General features: G+C 51.4%; 14 protein-coding genes and 3 pseudogenes. 4 read left to right on the top strand and 13 right to left on the bottom strand.

Annotated features, from left to right (window positions below; genetic code table 11):
- Window positions 1–190: 190 nt before the first annotated feature.
- From H045_RS18975 to H045_RS18955, 5 genes are all read right to left on the bottom strand, one after another.
- Complete coding sequence (locus H045_RS18975) at window positions 191–1957, bottom strand: ADP-ribosylglycohydrolase family protein (RefSeq protein ID WP_244159679.1); 1767 nt, start codon at window positions 1955–1957, stop codon at window positions 191–193.
- Window positions 1954–2595 carry a DarT ssDNA thymidine ADP-ribosyltransferase family protein gene (locus H045_RS18970; RefSeq protein WP_015373177.1) on the bottom strand — a complete coding sequence of 214 codons (642 nt, stop codon included), beginning with the start codon at window positions 2593–2595 and terminating at the stop codon, window positions 1954–1956. Before H045_RS18970 ends, H045_RS18975 begins: the two co-directional genes overlap by 4 nt.
- A complete protein-coding gene (locus H045_RS18965) occupies window positions 2592–4007 on the bottom strand; it encodes an AAA family ATPase (protein WP_015373176.1) in 1416 nt (471 codons plus the stop codon). Before H045_RS18965 ends, H045_RS18970 begins: the two co-directional genes overlap by 4 nt.
- Before the next feature lie 265 nt (window positions 4008–4272).
- Window positions 4273–4656 (bottom strand): hypothetical protein, encoded by a 384-nt coding sequence (locus H045_RS18960; protein WP_015373175.1) that lies wholly within the window; start codon window positions 4654–4656, stop codon window positions 4273–4275.
- A 90-nt stretch (window positions 4657–4746) separates the two neighbouring features.
- Window positions 4747–5037, bottom strand: coding sequence for a hypothetical protein (locus H045_RS18955; protein ID WP_015373174.1), 291 nt, complete (start codon window positions 5035–5037; stop codon window positions 4747–4749).
- A 593-nt stretch (window positions 5038–5630) separates the two neighbouring features.
- Between H045_RS18955 and H045_RS18950 the strand changes: the two genes are divergently transcribed.
- The 3 genes and pseudogenes from H045_RS18950 to H045_RS25555 all read left to right on the top strand — a co-directional run.
- A complete protein-coding gene (locus tag H045_RS18950) occupies window positions 5631–6455 on the top strand; it encodes an ion channel (protein WP_015373173.1) in 825 nt (274 codons plus the stop codon).
- A 164-nt stretch (window positions 6456–6619) separates the two neighbouring features.
- Window positions 6620–7258 carry a hypothetical protein gene (locus H045_RS18945; protein ID WP_157225365.1) on the top strand — a complete coding sequence of 213 codons (639 nt, stop codon included), beginning with the start codon at window positions 6620–6622 and terminating at the stop codon, window positions 7256–7258.
- Window positions 7252–7582 (top strand): annotated as a pseudogene (locus H045_RS25555) (DNA polymerase V subunit UmuC); the annotation flags it as partial. The gene H045_RS18945 and the pseudogene H045_RS25555, both read left to right, overlap by 7 nt.
- Before the next feature lie 393 nt (window positions 7583–7975).
- On the opposite strand, the gene H045_RS18935 reads toward H045_RS25555, so the two are convergent.
- The 6 genes and pseudogenes from H045_RS18935 to H045_RS18915 all read right to left on the bottom strand — a co-directional run.
- The gene (locus H045_RS18935) at window positions 7976–8482 is read right to left on the bottom strand and encodes a hypothetical protein (RefSeq protein WP_015373170.1); all 507 of its coding nucleotides are present in this window, start codon (window positions 8480–8482) and stop codon (window positions 7976–7978) included.
- Window positions 8482–8787 (bottom strand): hypothetical protein, encoded by a 306-nt coding sequence (locus H045_RS18930; RefSeq protein WP_015373169.1) that lies wholly within the window; start codon window positions 8785–8787, stop codon window positions 8482–8484. Before H045_RS18930 ends, H045_RS18935 begins: the two co-directional genes overlap by 1 nt.
- Window positions 8788–9359: 572 nt before the next feature.
- Window positions 9360–9488 (bottom strand): annotated as a pseudogene (locus tag H045_RS24705) (DUF808 family protein); the annotation flags it as partial.
- 326 nt (window positions 9489–9814) lie between these two features.
- Entirely contained in the window at window positions 9815–12445 is a 2631-nt protein-coding gene (locus H045_RS18925) for a DEAD/DEAH box helicase (protein WP_015373167.1), read from the bottom strand.
- Window positions 12438–13487 (bottom strand): HamA C-terminal domain-containing protein, encoded by a 1050-nt coding sequence (locus tag H045_RS18920; RefSeq protein ID WP_015373166.1) that lies wholly within the window; start codon window positions 13485–13487, stop codon window positions 12438–12440. The genes H045_RS18925 and H045_RS18920 overlap by 8 nt, the downstream gene beginning before the upstream one ends.
- Before the next feature lie 323 nt (window positions 13488–13810).
- A pseudogene (locus H045_RS18915) lies at window positions 13811–14680 on the bottom strand (cation:proton antiporter); the annotation flags it as partial.
- A gap of 194 nt (window positions 14681–14874) precedes the next feature.
- Here H045_RS18915 and H045_RS18910 point away from each other — a divergent pair.
- Window positions 14875–15261: an MAPEG family protein gene (locus H045_RS18910; RefSeq protein ID WP_003234534.1), complete on the top strand. Its 387-nt coding sequence runs from the start codon at window positions 14875–14877 to the stop codon at window positions 15259–15261.
- Between the two features lie 271 nt (window positions 15262–15532).
- Here the strand turns inward: H045_RS18910 and mltA are convergent, their stop codons facing one another.
- Window positions 15533–16729 carry a murein transglycosylase A gene (mltA, locus tag H045_RS18905; RefSeq protein WP_015373164.1) on the bottom strand — a complete coding sequence of 399 codons (1197 nt, stop codon included), beginning with the start codon at window positions 16727–16729 and terminating at the stop codon, window positions 15533–15535.
- Between the two features lie 42 nt (window positions 16730–16771).
- Complete coding sequence (locus H045_RS18900; protein WP_003234530.1) at window positions 16772–17167, bottom strand: DUF1090 domain-containing protein; 396 nt, start codon at window positions 17165–17167, stop codon at window positions 16772–16774.
- Window positions 17168–17182: the final 15 nt, after the last annotated feature.

Below are 17182 nucleotides of genomic sequence, written 5' to 3'. Positions count from 1 at the left end.
GGGAATGGTTTCGTCCCGCATTTAGGTCTATGGCGACCGCTTAAAACTACGTGAGCACAATCGCTCTTAGTTTTCAGCTAGGTAGGCTGGTTTCCCCCTTCGCGTTCCAATGACGCAACAACGAACGGAATCTATAACCTAATGCGTTTGATGCAGGTGTCCAAACACAGTTTGGACACCTAGCCCAAGCCTATTCTTTCCGCTTATGCCTTAGACGAGCTACTCTTGCTTTAGCAACAATGGAAGAGTAAGCAACGCAGAGATATATTCCGTTCGGCTGCTCTGCCAAATCGAGTAAGTGCTGACCGATGATAGTGGGATCAAAACTCTTAATTGCCTCAGAAGTTAACGCATCCAGATCCGGGAACACCTTCTCTGGATGATCCAAACCGTCAAGTTGGCCGTCATTCAAAGTAGGGGACTCAATTTTCACCGAGGAGATAATGCCTGTTTGTTCAACTGGATAGGAAACTTCCTGTGAAACAGGGGATAGCGGTGTATCTTCTGGCAGAGCTTGTTCCGCAATATAGGCATTTGATAGCTCAAGATCCTCGAACATATCAGCCGTATTACTCGTATGGGGTAATGCCTGAACAACCCTTCCAACGCTGCCCATCAATGAGGGGCGGGTGCGGATTAGTAACGTTTGACCCCACCCACACGAAAACCATTGCCACACAGCAGCCTTCTGCTTACCAAGATGTGGATCACCGATAGGCGTAACGTCTCCCAAGCCCTGAAGCTGAAAGCCGTAGTCCGTCGCAGTTAATGAATCAATTACCGCTCTCGGAGCTTGCCAATAGAGCATGTCCGGGTAGGAGAAGCTTTTTACGAGGTGTCCCTGGCTAATCGAGTAGAGACGCTGCGCCTCGCTTCGGACATAGGCCTCGTCTTGGATCTGTCCCAAATAGCGTGACTCCGGTTGAGCAGCTCCTATTAGCGCTCCCGCCATCGTGGCTATAGTGTCTGTATCGCTGTTCAAAAGATTCACCACGGTCTCGATGATCTCTTGAGAGCCCACACGTTGTCCCAAAAGCGCAGCGACGTTTGCGAAAAGAGCGCACTTAAGCCCAGACCCACGCTCTTCCTTACTCAATCCTTTGTCGCTACTCACTATTCCATCATACAAGCTTGCTGGCGTTTCGGATTTGCGGGACAGCCATTCAACTGCGTTCCTGACAGACCCCTCCCACTCCGCTGCCACCTGCTCCACCGCCAATTCAAGCGACTGATTGCTCGCCTTTTCCCATGTTGGCACCCAGAAGGTAGCGAGCTCAGGATCAGTCTTGATAAGTGACGGAATACTTCTGATATCGTTCGTAAATAACGACCATTCGGCCTCGGTGGGTACTCGACCATGTTCTAAGACGTGGGCTAGTGAAACCGCGTGTACCACAGCACCCGCGATACCCCGCATATGGCCGTGTGTACAGATAGAGTTTCTAATGACATCAACCAAGTAGGACGGTTTATTGCGCAGATTTACAGCAGCCCAGACATGGGGTTGCACGCGCATAGCTGCGCCGTTGCCTCCCCCGTTTTCATATCCATTAAAGAAATTACTGAACCAATTCGTACTGCGATTACAAAGCGAGGTTGCCGCCGATTTGCTTCCGCGACCAGCGCCCAGTGCATATATCTGCCAGATGGGCAGCTCTATTTTTGCAAACGCTTCGACGTCGAAGTAGCCCTGTCCTGAGATCGCTCGGCAAGTCGAGAGCCGCAATTGAGTATCGTCGGAGTACGCCCCTGCAGGTAGCATCACCTGCGCGCCAAACCTTCCACCGACCATGCGAGTCCATTGCTCTGTCCGCGTCGCACGTCGGTGCCCCAGGCGCTCCTTGACGAGTTGCTCAGAAGCGAGCTCTGTTGGAAAGCCGAGAGCATCGCCATAGGCCGCCCATAATGCGGAAGAGATTGTGCGTTTGAGCCTATTTTCTGACATTACTGTGCTCACCTGATTCCTTCAAACAGCTCTGGTCTGACCACGACCTCGACATGGGGATGATCCGTTGCAGCCATCTGACCGGCAAGCTCGTCCGAATCATTGTCGCAACGCACATAGATGCGTTGCAAATATTCCGTCGAAAGCTCAGCGGGATAAAGAATTTCGGCTTGGCAACAGGTAGGGTGGTTCACTGGATGCTCGGCAGACCTGCGAGCATAATTCCCCTGATACTGGTGAGTAATAGGCTGAAAAGCCGCCTCTAAACCGGGTAGGCCGCGCGCACGCTTTACTCCAGAGTAGATATTGTTGGTCGTCGTGAACCAGACGTTGTCATGCAGCATGGCTTCAGGAGAAAAATCGAAAATGCACCAGAAAAAATTCTTTTCTCTGTGCCAATTGCTTGAGCATGTGTTGAAAAACGTAGTGTTTATACGGCTGATCGAGAGATTCGCGTAGTCTAACCAGGCAATATCCTTATCTCGATTTTGCGCATTGGGTTGGAAAATATGTTTCAGTTGCTCATCTGCATTAAGGCGCTTGCGAGACTTCAATGCCTTAGAGGCGAATATCCCAAGGGATCCCCTATTGGTAGTGAAATGTACAACCGATTCAATTCCACGTTCTCTATTAAAGCTTTCGATACTCATGCGTCCCTGCCATCGTAAAGATCATCATCAACGAACTGCATAATATCCGGAGCATCTGAGGGTACAAAACCGACCAGGACGCTCTCGCGAGCACGCCCCACTCCCATTGCAATCAGACGTCGCAAACGAGCCGATGGCTCATGCTGAGCAACGTCGATTTGACCCTCTTCCTCAGGGATATCAACCTTGAGCAAAGACCCATCCAACCCGATCATAATGACGTGATCGAATTCAAGCCCCTTACTGGAGTGAAGAGTGCACAGGGCAATGTTCTCCGTACCCTTCGGCCAGTTGGGAGCGCCAGTAAGAGTAACAAAGGGAAGGCCCGCCCGATTAAGCGCGGGGATCAAACCTTTAAACCAGCCCTTATAGTGAAGAAATGCCACAGACTGCTGCGCCAGATCGATGTTTCGCAAAAATTCTATCGCACCAATCACCTGGTTCGGATATGAACCCCTCAGCACAATCGGCTTAGGCCCCTCGCCCCTAGCTGTGCTGTAGTTAGGCATCGTTCCATTATCGTCGATAGGAAGGCCTGTAAGCATTGCGCTCGCAAAGCGAGCGATCTGCCGGGTATTTCGGTAGTTGGTCTGCAACGTATGGCTCTTTTCCGGGCGCAGATTCACTCCGACCTCGACCCATGTGAAGTTTCGGGAGTAAATCCGCTGAGCACTATCCAGCACGAAGGTAACGGAGGCGTCTGCCGAACGCTGATTAAGCACTGCCCGCACTTCATTGGCTGAAAAGTCCTGTGTCTCGTCGACGACAATTACGTCGTACTGCTCCACCTGGGCAGTCGCCAGTCTGCAAGCCAAATCATTCCAATCCACCCTGCCGGTATCTCTCTTAAAGTCGAGATACGGGCGGATGACGCTGTCCAGAAGCACCTGTCGAGCAGGACGCTCCATGCGCGGAGTGATCCCACGGCCATCTCGGCGAGCTGATAAATAATCGTCGAGTGATCCAACATCAAAACGCCCTAGCACGTACTGAGCTTCTTCGGTCGCGAACTCGGCATCCAGTCCTGCCGCAACGGCGCGCCAACGTATATGCGCAGAGGCTTCTTCAAGGTTCAAGATGTCCTTCGCATCCGTCAAACCCTTTGCCCATTTATTAAAGGTCGCAATCTCCAGCGAGATCAGGGGTTCCGAGCCTAGTTGCCGTTCAGTCAACTCGTTGATGTAGCCGCGAAGAGTGCGATTGAAGGTAAGCACCAAGACCTTCACTTGACGCGGCGCAGCCTGACGCCGAGCGCGATTCAAATAAAACGCGACACTTGTGCGAAGTTTTAATAGAGCAGTGGTCGTCTTGCCACTTCCTGCTGCACCACGAATTACGTCAACGCCTGAGGTCACCCGAGAGAACAGTGCTAGCTGCTCTGCGGTTGGGATAACGTCTATGAGAGCCTTCATCCACTTAAACCTTCCTTGGGAAAGGTAGGATCCTATCACCAAATAATGGCGATACACTGGCACTCATCAACAATTCGCTAGCCTCAAGACAGAGGCACTTGCCAATTTCACCTAAAGATAAATGAGGCGCATTTGCTTAAAGCCCGCTTCGCCCCCTAATTAAAATGCCCGTGGCAACCAGACGAAGGCGTAAAAAATGTGGGACGTTGCGGCAGCGCACGCTACTTATTCACTCCGGTGGGACAGGACTGCTCTAGTTTGACGATTACTGCAGTAAGTGCGGGGACAAATGGTGCTGACCGGTGGAGACTCGAAGAAACTTGCGAATACTTGCGCGGCCATTTCCACGTTGGAAGGTAGCGACCACGTAGCGTGAGTTCACTGTGGTCAGTACCCAGAAACGGCCCTCGCGCTCCGCCTTAATGACGTCAGAAGTCCGGATCAGGTGACCGTCTCCGAACCGTCCATATTGGTCTTTACGGTTGTGACCAAACACGACGCCTAATCCAGCACGAGCCTTTATGGATACTCCGCAGAGATAGGCTGTTATCGGTTTGTCGAAGCCTTGCTTTTGGGCCTTGATGATTCGCACGAGGTCAAAGTCAGTGTGACGTTTTCCATGAAAACTCACATCCAAAGTGTTCAGCATAATTGCGCTCCTTTCGCAGCCAGTATGGAGTTACCAGGAAATCCGCACGGAATCATCAGCGCTGATACTGTGCGGGAATCCTGATAAGTCTCAGCGCGTGCGAATCATGTTCGCGTTATAGATCGGACGAAGGTTGCTCAGCACTTCACTACTGAAGCCAGATTGGTGAGAGCTGTGGTATTTGGAGCCGGTCTCGACCTCTAGCAGACACACAACACACTCGTGTTGGTCTTCGCCAAGCGTCACCTTGGTCAGTGCTTCCATGCGCCATCCTTGGGTGCCATTCATATGCGCCGGCGTGACCACCTGAACGTCGGTGATGATCGTCTCTTCGTCTTGTGCAATCAGCACTTGCTGCAATCGAGGCTCGCTGTCGATCATCAAAACGATCTCGGTGGTTCGGCCCTTGTAGTGAGCCTGGACGGTGACGTGATACTGGTCTTCATGAGCTTTCCTTGGGGCCGGACTTCAGTTGATCTTTGCTAACACAGGCTTCGATCCGCAGAATTTCCCGAATGAGATACGAGCTAACTAAACTCCTGAGCTTCCCACATCTGCTTGTATGCATCAGTGGTTGTCCGGATGCCAACCGCAGTGACCTAGGTGAGGCGCAGGATCAATGGCTTGAGGTCATCTGCCTTTCATTTTCAGGTGGTGGTGAGCGAATTACGGCTACGTTATCAGGGCAAATTATATGTTGGCTGCTTACTTAAAGAACGCGATATGGCGAACGAACAGAAAGTGCGGAGTTGATCTACTTCTTCATTGAAAGCAGTGATGAGCAATCGAAGATAGGTCGGGGCCGCTCACGCTGATCTCGAAAGAAACACTGATAGAAGGGCTAAGGCGTGTATGTTATAAACGCAGCCACACTGCCTCACAGTGAACCGGTCTACGCGACGTTTCACACCTTTCGTAACCGGGGGTTAGGTACATGGGCCATTGGCCTGGGACTGATGTTGCAGAGATGAATAATGAGTGAATTTCCAAGAATAACCGAACCGGTTGAAAACATCAGTATTTATGATCTTGATCACGGGAAGATAGCGGGCTCCATGCGCTCAGTGGAGCTGAAAAGATTTGATTTTGAAAAAAATCGACCAGCGGCGCGGATTTCGCGGATAAAAAATGTCACCTTCAAAAAATGCATATTTAACCATCAAAACATTGAGCTGGTTAATTTTTACGGCTGTACATTTATTGACTGCTCGTTTAGCGGGGCGAAATTCAAAGCCTGCGAATTCCACAAGTGCAATTTTGTGAACTCTCTTTTCTATAAGCCCTCATTCGAGGACACCTATATAGATCCGAAATGTTTTAAATTCGCTTGGCTTTGGCGCCGCCATTACGCCAATGTTAATGTGGGTTTGTTTCAGGCCCTATACAGAAACTCAAAAGATATGCATCAAGACATCTTTGCAATGGAGGCGGACAAGAGATTCCTTCTTTACAAAAGATTTGAGTACCTGTTCGGTAAAGAAAAAAAATATGGAAGCTTTTTTTTCTCTCAAGGCTACAACATTTTGCTAGGTAGCGGCTATGGGATATTCAATGCCTTGATATTTACTGTTATAGGCATCGGGCTATTTGCGTGGTTAATAGATGGGCACCTAGTGGAGCACAACGGGCTTCTAGCTGCGCTTTATTTTGCAGTCGTGTCATTCACTACAGTGGGATATGGTGATTTAAAGCCTGAGATGCATTTGGCGCCGATTGCGCTGACGATGTTCTTCATAATAACTTCGGTAATTTGGTGCGCAATCGTAACAGCAATTGTAGTAAAAAGGATTATTAGATAGTGGCATATTTGGTCTTGGAGTGCGGCTCCTCCGCTAGGGGGGATACAAACTCGAATAGTGATCGCGATGTAGTATGCATTTGGCGCGATGACTTTCCAGATTCAAATTCCATAAATGTTGCCTATGGCCAGGTAATGTACTATTCGGTCGGAACACTTGATAGGATGAAGCTGAAAGGATCTCTGTTCCTCGTACATTTAGACATGGATGGGGTGTGGTTAGAGGGCGACATTTCCCTGCTGGATGAAATACGAGGATTCCGTCCGAAACCTGATTTGGTTAAGCAGACTCAACAAGGAGCGATTAGCTTTGTGCGAGAGATTGCTTGGTATCCTCCGGGCCAAAAGGGTTTTTTGTGGCTGCTTGACTCACTTTATGTAGCGTTGAGAAACTGCGTATACAGTGCCAATGCGATCAGGGGGCATTATGCTTTCGGCCTGCTAGAGGCTCTGCAAGTATTTGGATTGCCACAAGTAGATATCAAAGCAATGCTTTTAGTAAGAGAGGGCAAGTACAGCTATCGAGGATCAGGTTCTTCAGTCGGTAAATTGCCGCCCCTCAAAGATGTAGAGCGGGTTTGCCATGCAATTACAAATCATGTAGTTAGTTTTTCATGCGGCGGGTTGACGGACTGGCATAAAGCTTGGAAGTTTGATTACTGGGATGAGCGACTAATTGAGCGAGCAATTTTGAATAACGAACACCAATGTTCAGAGTTCTTGAAGAAAATGCGCAACCACAGTTACTTCAAGAGCTCCCTAAAAAAAGACATGGCCTGTATTGTTGATGACCATTCCAAGTAATGGTGGATGGCGTCGTCGACCTTCGCGACCAAACGAAACACGACTGGGTGTTCAAGCGATGCGTCCGATGTCTGGGGTATAGGCCGTCGTATGACTGCCCACCTGGAAGCGAGGAGTAGCCGAACAGCCTGGGATCTGGCCCATACCTATGCATGGACACTGAGGAAGAAATTCAGCGTTGTAGTGGAGAAGACGGCCCGCAAGTTGGCAGGCACTACTTGCATGGATCTCGAGCCCCCGCCGAAGAAAGAGCTTTGCTGCAGCAGGATGTTCGGCCAGCGTCTGACCGACCTCGCTCCCATCAAGGAAGCCGTCTCTACCTATACATCCGATACGCACCAGATCAGTGAAACGGTGAATATGGCGGTCATATTGAGGCGCTAGCCCTTCAAAAAGATAGCTTGATATTCTTTTTGAGTAAGACTATTCCAAGACTTTGAAAAAAATGGCGCTCGGCTGGCAAAAAAAATAAAGAAAATTTGGCGGCGCGACCCCATCCATTACAAGAGCAGACTGGTCAAAAGGGACAGAGGAATGAATGATTCCTAAAAATAAAGAACACGAAAGCTGGCTATCTGGATTCATTAAAAAGACACTTAAAGCAACAGCAAGTACGAAGCTATAAAAAATAATTTGACGTTATTGCGAAAGAATTTTCATCGGTCAATAAACGTGGTGCTCCAGATTTTAAAAAACCAAAGAACGAATTCAACCAAGCTATGACTGACTTTCTAGATCCTCCCACTCTTTATACACCATTAGAATAGGCTTATATGTGGAAGTTACAGGATTGAAATGCTCTTTCAGATCCTCTTTCTCCACAAGCTGTCTGATCTCAGTCCTATAAGATTTTTTAAATCGAATCTTATCTACTTTACCATCAATATATTTTGAACAGGCGAAATCGTAGTGATTTATAAGGGACTGTACAGCAGAGGCCATTATTTTTCTGAATAGCACAAGGCTAGCGGCATCCTCAGCTGAGAAATTATCAGTATCTTCCCTTGCCACAAGAGGAACCATAACCAAAGATACTTCATTGATCTTTGTCTTGGCGCCCTCAATTGACTGGCTGATACCTGTCTCAACCATCGCACTCTGCAAGTTCAGATTTTCTTGAGCGATTAGGTTTGCTTTTTTACTGGACGCCTTCGCGAAATACATAGCGCCTACAGAAACAACCATGCTAATGGCAGCAATTATATCACTAAACTTAATATCCATCAGCTTGCTCGCTTTTTCATTGCGCTGATGACATCAAGAACATCGCTATTGTTCGAAGCAGCAGTGCCACGAATGTGCTCTGAAATTACATATTCATTACTATCTTCAAAACTAGGCTCTTGTCTAACAAGCTGGTCGAGCTCGTCAAGAATATTGAGCTTAGTTGCTCTTGAGATTTTCTGCCGACTTGAAGTATAAATCAATTGATTTAGGTCGCGCTCGATCCTTTCGAGCACAGGAGCTGAATTTTTCGCCTCAAGTAACCAGTCAAAATATACTCTAGCTTTTTCACTTTGTGAGGCCATCGACAGCTCTCCTTGAGATACCCTAAATGCGCCGTTCTGAAGAGAATCGCCTAAGTGACCTTCGGCGGTAACAGGGGGCTCTGTTCTCCAACAGGGCATGCTTTATACAGCTAGTCATGCTGGAATGCCAGCATCAGCGCACGCGTTGAAGGGCAATTACCCTAAGCAGGGTTGGGTGCGTGAGGCTAAAGCTCAGGCTCTCGACAGCTGAGCCTTGAAAGTGTGGTGGGCCTGAACGAATGCGTCTCTCACGACAGGCCAATCGAGGGCCTGCCCTTGGTAGATTGGACGGCATGTGGTGAAGATTCTCAGTCCGTAAATCAGAACCGTTCAGATCCTACTCGGGCCCAGTAATCAATCCTGTGCTCCATGTATATCTTGCCTTCTTCTATCCAGATCACATTATCTGGGTGAGTCGATCCGTGGTCTCTGAAGCTGTCCATGCGATGAAGTCGACATGTTTACCCGGCGCAATGAGCTTTGCCCATTTTTCCTTTCGAGAGCGCCAGCGTTCCCGACCTGTGTTACCGCCATTTTGCTTGCCAGACTTATCAGTCAGGTCACAGGGGAGTAGCATTCACAGCAAGGTCGTCGCTCAGTACGCTAGCCGATTTCTTTGCCGCGACTTTGCCCATAAGCGAGATGTCGTCTAGCAGCGTGGCGATGTCGTCCAGAAGTGCGAAGAGGCTACTGCCTGCCATATGAAAACCCTTGAATAAAACATGAGCTACCAACTGAACACCGACCCCATGAGGGTAGATCGAGCCTGAATGACGGCTGCAATTGAGGTGAGTGTGTAGATGAGCGCAAGTGGCCCAGATGGCACACGAACTAGACCATATGCTCGGATCACCGTTCCACATAGAACTTGAGGCAAAGGATGGTTTGGATCAAGAGGCACCGCGAAGTGCTGCTAACCTTTCGGGGACGAAGCAGGCTAACGATAAAACCCGAGCGTCCGTAACCAGGGGGCGCCCTAATAGATGAGTTCTCACCCATTACACGGATGAAGGCCCAGCTAGGGCGATTACTCTGTGACGACCAAGGTGTCAGATATCGTAGCGCGAACCTTAGCTATCTCATCAATAATTACTTGGCTCAACGAAAACGGCGTGTGATCGAAGTCGATTATCAGCTTCCGAGCCGAAACGACGTCGAGGTCGCTATCAGGGACTAAGCGCTGAAGCTCAGCAGCCGCGATGCGGGATAGACCAAGCTCAAGAAACGCTCGCCCTGTCACGGTGCTGACACCCAACTCCAGCGCTAACGAGAAATCAAAAATCTCTGGCACTCTATGGCTCATACCATTCTCAACCATCACGTAAGTGAGAATGTCGATATAGGCTTTACCCATCTGCACCAATTGAAAACGGATGACGTCTTCGATGATATCGAAAGTATCCTTAATCACCTTGCTGGGATTAAGCTCAGTGACTCTTTTTACCTTGTAACCCTCAATTGTGCGGGCATACATACCTTCAATATCTCGCTTTTTCTGAATCTGACTCTGCTTAGAATTTATCTCATACTTTAAGATCACTGGATAAGGCTTACCCTCCATCCATCGAACTGCAATTCTTGCTACATACCCGCCGAAGTTACCTCCATAACCTTTTATGTATTTAAACATAATGTTAAATATGTCGCGGTAATGCCCGATGGATTTCCGGGCGAGATCTGAAGGGTTTCGCGGAATCAACGGTTCCAGAGTTCCATCGTCTAGGCTCGCACGTAAGAAAATCTTCAGTCTATCCAGAGAAAAAAGGTCTAAAGTCCAGTTTGCATTAAGAACGTTAAGCGGGAGATCCAAGCTATCTGATGCTTGTTGAGAGGCAACACAAAGCAACTGTGAATCTTTAACGTTCAATTCAGGCGCAACGCGTTCAAGGAAGCTCTGAACGTTACCTTGTCGTGCCTTGGTGATGAGCATGCCAGCAGACGCAAAAGCATTTCTACTTGCTTCATCACGAGGTTTACCAGCGGGTGCCTCCCCTGCCAGCACCTTGAGAACTTCACTAGCGTGGTGGGTGATAGCCTCACCCAAAGCGGATTTAATGGTGAACTTCGTAAACTTATCCATGGGCTGTTGGCTCCACGAATCGTAGTCAACGAGAAACACATTTCCAACTATATCCTTAGTCATACGGCCTGCTCGGCCAGCAAAATTCCAAAGCAGAGCAGGATCGAGAAGCTGTTTATCACCCCTACCACGGGCGGGAGTATCGATGAAGACATTTCTAGCTGGTAGATTGATGCCTTGGAACAGAGTAGTGGTGCAGACTAAGAATTTGATCGAGCCATTACGAAATGCGTTTTCGATAGCCTCTCGGAGCAACGACGGCATTTGTCCGTAATGGAATGCCACCCCCTTCTCCACCATGTGTATCAGGTGATACTCCGGATGAATGTGTTCTTTGATGAATGCTACTAAGTCTTTAGTCTTACCAAGGGCACCTGGATCTGTAACCCCTATCGCTATAGATCCTGCGAGTTTTGCTGCTTCTGTGGGCGTCTTGGCATACACCAAAGAACCGCCACTACTACCTAGCTCAAGCGCTACGGCTGCCAAACGGCTATCTGGCGACGACATACCAGTGCTACAGGTCATAGAACCTATCGGAGTCGTGTTGAGAGAGGAAAGTAGCTTGAAATCCAATTGACGCGGCCCAACGCCCTTAGTCACTACAATCCTATTCTGAAGAACAGGTGAGACGGTGGTGGTGATTTCCGAAATTTCAGGCAAACCCAGGCTTTCGAGAGCTTTTTTGAACCCTTCCGCACCAGGTGCAAGCATAACTACATGGGTACGCTCATCGCGCACCACGCACTGTTCAATGCAATCCTGGAGGATCATTCCCCGCGTACCGTCAGAAAGATTTTGAGCCTCATCTACGACTACTAGATCAATCTTAGCGGCGGTTGTAGAAAGAAGTACCTGGAAACGCTCCTGCGTCAGGACAAAGACCTGTCGAGGTACCTGTTCAAATGTCGGGATATCCGTAACACGAATTCCTATATCACTTGCGAGCCGAGCCTTTATCCTCATATGGACTTCGGAAAGCAGGGCTCGAGTAGGAGCTATGTATACAAATGTAAAACTACTGGAGGAAACTGCACGACGGCATAGGTGCTCAATCACCAAGAAAGATTTCCCTGCTGAGGTAGGAGCAGATATCGCAAGTGATGACCCACCCTCCAGAGAGTCCCATACTTCTTTTTGATAATCCGTGAGAGCTATTTGTTCTGCATGCACACGGATAGTGTTGAGATGCTCGACCACGCGCCTTTGAATCAAGCCAACCAAACTATTCAGCTTTGATTTGAAGTTCAGTTCGGCATATCGGAGACCGGGAAAATTCCCGAGCTCTGTCAACACTGCTGAACACCGATCCAAAATACTTTGTTCCTGATTAACTAGCATTGCATTGAATGCGATGGCTTGAGCCATCCCTACATGAGCCTCGATATTCGACTGAGCGAAAACAGATGCGCAGTAAAGTAACTTCCCCAGAGCTTCGACATCAGGATCAGCCTCAGATCGCTCGATGCCCTTTGGCAAAGTATTCGCTGCACCTGCAGACTGGAGAGTTCCTAGAGTCTTCCTGAATTCGGCGTTTTCGATGATGCGCGCCGACAACTCAGATGCAAAGCTACTCATTTTGATCATCCCCATCGGTCAATGGAGGTGTTAATGCCGTATCAGATAGTGCTGGCACAATCCCCAATGACTCGTAAAACTGCTCCCTCAACTCATCAACATCAGGTACCGCCACCAGATATAGCATACACTTATTGGGGTCAACTCCGTGCCTTGCAAGTTGGTTGCTCACATTTTCATGATGACGACCATAGTCTTTGACATACAATTCACCGAAGTGAGTCTCGTGCTTATCGAGCACGGTATCATCAACTGAAACTTTGTTACCAAAATGCTTAGTTTCCGAATAACAAATCACACCAACGGATCGCTCTCTCTTTGGTGAGTTAGGCTTATTAAAAACATCAAGGTAATCCATCAGCAGTTCTTTTTCTGCTGGATCAAGCGCGTCCAGGTTGCCTAGGTCTCGAACCAATCCATATTCCTGCATGTATTGTTTTTTATTGCTTCCGAATCCTGCGATAGACTCTGCGTAATCAGCAGTGCCGCTTGCGGCTGAGCCGGCCAGCTTCGACTCAAGGAAAAAGACGTTTAGCACGCCGTCTTTCACAGAGGCATGAATTCCATCGAGACCGTGGACTGGCATATTAGTGGAAGTTTTCAGGGACATCTTGGCTACTAGCTGGGCAGCACCCAGGTGATGTATCGCCACGCAATAAGCAAGAACCTCACCGACCTCACTTGCTCGAGACGGAAACTCCTTGCGGAAATCGATGAACGCACTCCTCACAGCTTTATGAATCTGAGAAGTGAGCGACAGATCACCATTTTTTCCAGAGTTCAGCTGCGTCATGTAAGCATCACGACGCCGCCGGCTAAGCGCGTAATTAACCGCTTGGCTGCTTAGGAAGTCCGCCAAGGAAGTAGTGTTAGGAGTGTCCTCTTGGAAACGTACATGCAGCAAAGCGAGCTTGGGTGGTGAGCCTGGCAACTGGACGGAAAAGTCCAAAGCGCATTTGACAAAGTCGTCTAGCGGAGACTGATTCAACAGCTTGTCTATGACCTCAATCAGTGAGGGCACAGTTGCTAATGATGAGGACACGGTTCCATTCCCTGGGTAAAGCCCAACACGACCGGCAGCACTAAATCTACGTGAGCACGGGACTTCTGCGATATGGCGATAATGACGGGAATATAAGCAGATTGCCATCACCGAGCAATTGGTAGGGCTTCCGGCGTACGTCATAGATCGAGGTGTGCCAGGAGGGCCATGGCAAGAGCACTCCCAATCAAATACACATCTTAAGCTTCCACATCAGAAGCAGGAGCCCCAAAGCCTTGTTGGCTTTGGAATCAAAAGCGAGCGGAAAGGCGAGGGCTGTGGGGATGTGAATCTGACAACGTCAGGTGCATTTTTGGTGTAGTTAGGAAAACCCAGAAGCCGTCCAGGTAGCGCCGGGTCATGTCGTTCATCGCCAGCTTGCGCCCCAGGTTGCCGATGATCAGGCCGGCCACCACCATCGCAATCGGCGCGCTGACGTGCAATTCGGACGCCATCGCCGAGCCGCCGATCACCAGCGCCAGGGTCAGCATCACTTCGATCTGATGCTGCTCGATGCTCTTGATCATCAGGTACACGAGGTAGCCGATCAGTCCGCCGAACACCACGCCGCCAATCGCCTCATGGGCGAACAGCATTGCAGTGGCGCCCACCGTGGGGGTTTCTCCCAGCTGTGCGATGCCCAACAGCACGGTAAACACCACCACCGCGGTGCCGTCGTTGAACAGCGACTCGCCGACGATGGTGGTCTTCAGCGGCTTCGAGGCGTTGGCGGTACGCAGAACGCCCAGCACCGCAATCGGGTCGGTGGGCGAAATCAACGCGCCGAACAGCAGGCAGTACAGGAAGCTGACGTGCCAGCCGAACAGGGCAAAGATGTAGTAAGCCAGGCTGCCGATCACCACGGTGGCGATCAGTACGCCGAAGGTCGCCAGCAGGCCGATGGGCCAGCGGTAGCTGCGCAGGTCGTTGAGGTTGACGTGCAGGGCGCCGGCGAACAGCAGGAACGAGAGCATCCAGTTCATCAGCAGGTCGCCGAAGTCGATCTGGCCGATGAGCTGCTGGATGCGTTCTTCCAGGCCAGGAAAGCCGAGAAAGCTCAGGCCTTGCAGAATCAGGGAAAACAGCAGCGCAGTGACCATCACGCCGATGGTGGGCGGCAGCCCGATAAACCGATAGTTCACATAGGTGAGCAGGGTGGTGAGGCAAATGAAGGCGGCGACAAGTTCAAGCATCCGGGGTCCTTGGAAGAGAGGCAAAGTGATTGATGGGGCATGGACCGCAATATCAACATGAGGTTGCAGGTCGCCAGGGCGAAAGCGCGATAGAACCTTTCTGCGTGCCATGGCACCTAAGCGATTAGGTGCGATTGGGCATTTTTAGTGCTAGAAGTCTAATCGCTGCATAAAACGACAAAAGGAATTCAGTGATGACGGTAGCGTTCTGGTGTGTATTGATTGCGATTTTTTTGCCTTATTTGTGCACGGGAGTAGCCAAATTCAGCGGCGGCAAGTTCGGCCCACGGCAGAACCACGACCCCCGCGCCTACCTGGACACCCTCGATGGGTTTGCCAAGCGCGCCCACAGTGCGCAACTCAACAGTTTTGAGGTGACCCCGGCGTTTGCTGCAGCGGTGATCATCGCGCACCTGGCCGGCACGGCCGAACTGGTGACCATCAATGTGCTGGCGGTGCTGTTTATCACCAGTCGCCTGTTGTACATCATTTGCTACCTGGCGGACTGGGCGATGCTGCGTTCGGTGGTGTGGCTTGTGGGTATGGCGCTGATCGCGAGCTTCTTCTTCGTTTCGATCTGAAGCCTGATGCAAGCCTGCCTGTCTTGGCGGGGCTGATCTGTGGCGAGCGGGCTTGCCCTAATGCCGTTCAGTTAAACGCAGATTCCCTGTGGCGAGCAGGCTTGTCCTGCGTTGGGCTGCGCAGCAGCCCCACAACCAGGCGCTGAGCCGTATCAGGTACACCGCGTGTTGCTGGATTGGGGGGGCGCTTCGCACCCCAACGCGGGGCAAGCACGCTCGCCACAACAGACCTGCTCTCCACAAAGCCTCAGTTTGCTGGGCGATAGCGTTGTCAGGTCCCGGTCGGCGCATCTGGTACGTGCGGCAACGCTACGCCCTTGGGCCAGAGCATCCAGATCTGACCTTGCTGCTTCATGTTCCCTGCCAACTCACCCGCCGCCTCGCCGGTCCCCCAGAACAGATCTGCACGCACTTCGCCGGTGATTGCGCCGCCGGTGTCCTGCGCGGCCACCGGTCGGGCGATGGGTGAGCCGTCCGGTTTGGTGGTCGACAGCCACAGCAGGCTGCCCAGCGGGATGACCTTGCGGTCCACCGCCACGCTGTAGCCGGCGGTCAGGGGCACATTGAGCGAGCCGCGTGGGCCTTCGTTGCTGTCGGGACGGGCGCTGAAGAAGACGTAGCTGGGGTTGCTTGCCAGCAATTCGGGGATGCGTTGCGGGTTCGCCTTGGCCCAGGCGCTGATGGCGCCCATGGTCACGTCTTCTTTTTTCAGCTCGCCTTGCTCCACCAGCCAGCGTCCAATGGGGCGGTAGGGATAGCCGTTCTGGTCGCCATAGCCGACGCGCAGTTGGCGCCCATCGGCCAGTTGAATGCGCCCGGAACCCTGGATCTGCAGAAATTGCAGGTCCATGGGGTTGGTCAGCCAGGCAATCGGCTTGGCCGTGGAGCCTTGGCTGTTAACGGTGGCCGCATCGTCATAGGGCTTGATTACGTGGCCTTCAAGGCGCCCGCGCAGGCGCTTGCCCTTGAGTTCGGGGTAGATGCTCTCCAGATTGACGATGATCAGGTCGTCCGGCACACCGTACACCGGCACATGGGCGCTGGCGGTTTCGGTCAGGCTGCCGGGGTAGACCGGCTCGTAATAGCCGGTGATCAAGCCGTTTGCGCTGTCCTGCGCCGAGCGCAGGCCGAACACATCCAAGCGCTCCTTGAGAAAACCGCGCACTGCCACGGCATCGGTGGGCACGCTGGCCGCTGCGGCGCAGGTAGTGCCCCAGACCGGGTCGGCCTTGAGCCGCTGGCAAGCGCTGCGCCAGGATTCGAACCCGGCCAGCAGATCGCTGTCGGACACGGCCGGCAAGGCCTCCCACGGCGCGCCGACATACGTGGCAATGGCGTGCGGCTTGGCAGGCTCTGGTTCAACGGCGACGTTGCCGGTGTCTTTGCCCATGTCGCAGCCGGCCAGCAGCGCGATCATCGGGAGGGCCCACGCCAGGCGGCGGCCCCAGGGTTTAACGGTGACATTCATGCATGCACTTCCTGAAAACGATTTCGCGATCACTGACGGCTGTTATTGGTCGAGCTCTTCCACGGCGTCCTGCAATGCCTTGCGTGACTCGGCGAGCTTGTCCTTGCGCTTGTTGATCTTGTCGGCATCGCCCTTTTTCATCGCCTTGTCGAGATCGGCCTGACGGCGGCTGACTTCGTGCTTGGCGTCGAGCACCTTGTTTTCGCGTTCCTTCTTCAGGGACGCGTCGGTGCAGTTGGCGGTGACTTCACTCAAGGCTTTTTCCAGGCCAGCCTGCTGTGCGCCGTTGCCTTGGGTCTTGGCCTGCTCGATCTGGGTGCTGATGGCCTGGCGCTTGGCGGCGCAGCCGGTGAGTGGGTCGGCTTCTTGCGCGGCCAGCAGCGGCATGGTCATGAAACTGGCGACGGTAAACAGGGCGAAAGGTGCTAGAAATTTCATGTATTACTCCAGAGT

It is taken from the genome of Pseudomonas poae RE*1-1-14 (genome assembly GCF_000336465.1).
Taxonomy (GTDB): Bacteria; Pseudomonadota; Gammaproteobacteria; order Pseudomonadales; family Pseudomonadaceae; genus Aquipseudomonas; species Aquipseudomonas poae.
The sequence above is the reverse complement of the archived record's forward strand: the minus strand, read 5'-3'. Positions and strand labels throughout refer to the sequence as shown.

Excerpts from the sequence above, each read along its gene's own strand:
- H045_RS18935 (WP_015373170.1), bottom strand. The coding sequence starts at position 8,482 with ATGGATATTAAGTTTAGTGATATAATTGCTGCCATTAGCATGGTTGTT.
- H045_RS18910 (WP_003234534.1), top strand. The coding sequence starts at position 14,875 with ATGACGGTAGCGTTCTGGTGTGTATTGATTGCGATTTTTTTGCCTTAT.
- H045_RS18930 (WP_015373169.1), bottom strand. The coding sequence starts at position 8,787 with ATGGCCTCACAAAGTGAAAAAGCTAGAGTATATTTTGACTGGTTACTT.
- mltA (WP_015373164.1), bottom strand. The coding sequence starts at position 16,729 with ATGAATGTCACCGTTAAACCCTGGGGCCGCCGCCTGGCGTGGGCCCTC.
- H045_RS18965 (WP_015373176.1), bottom strand. The coding sequence starts at position 4,007 with ATGAAGGCTCTCATAGACGTTATCCCAACCGCAGAGCAGCTAGCACTG.
- H045_RS18970 (WP_015373177.1), bottom strand. The coding sequence starts at position 2,595 with ATGAGTATCGAAAGCTTTAATAGAGAACGTGGAATTGAATCGGTTGTA.
- H045_RS18945 (WP_157225365.1), top strand. The coding sequence starts at position 6,620 with ATGAAGCTGAAAGGATCTCTGTTCCTCGTACATTTAGACATGGATGGG.
- H045_RS18955 (WP_015373174.1), bottom strand. The coding sequence starts at position 5,037 with ATGATCGACAGCGAGCCTCGATTGCAGCAAGTGCTGATTGCACAAGAC.
- H045_RS18900 (WP_003234530.1), bottom strand. The coding sequence starts at position 17,167 with ATGAAATTTCTAGCACCTTTCGCCCTGTTTACCGTCGCCAGTTTCATG.
- H045_RS18925 (WP_015373167.1), bottom strand. The coding sequence starts at position 12,445 with ATGAGTAGCTTTGCATCTGAGTTGTCGGCGCGCATCATCGAAAACGCC.
- H045_RS18960 (WP_015373175.1), bottom strand. The coding sequence starts at position 4,656 with ATGCTGAACACTTTGGATGTGAGTTTTCATGGAAAACGTCACACTGAC.
- H045_RS18950 (WP_015373173.1), top strand. The coding sequence starts at position 5,631 with ATGAGTGAATTTCCAAGAATAACCGAACCGGTTGAAAACATCAGTATT.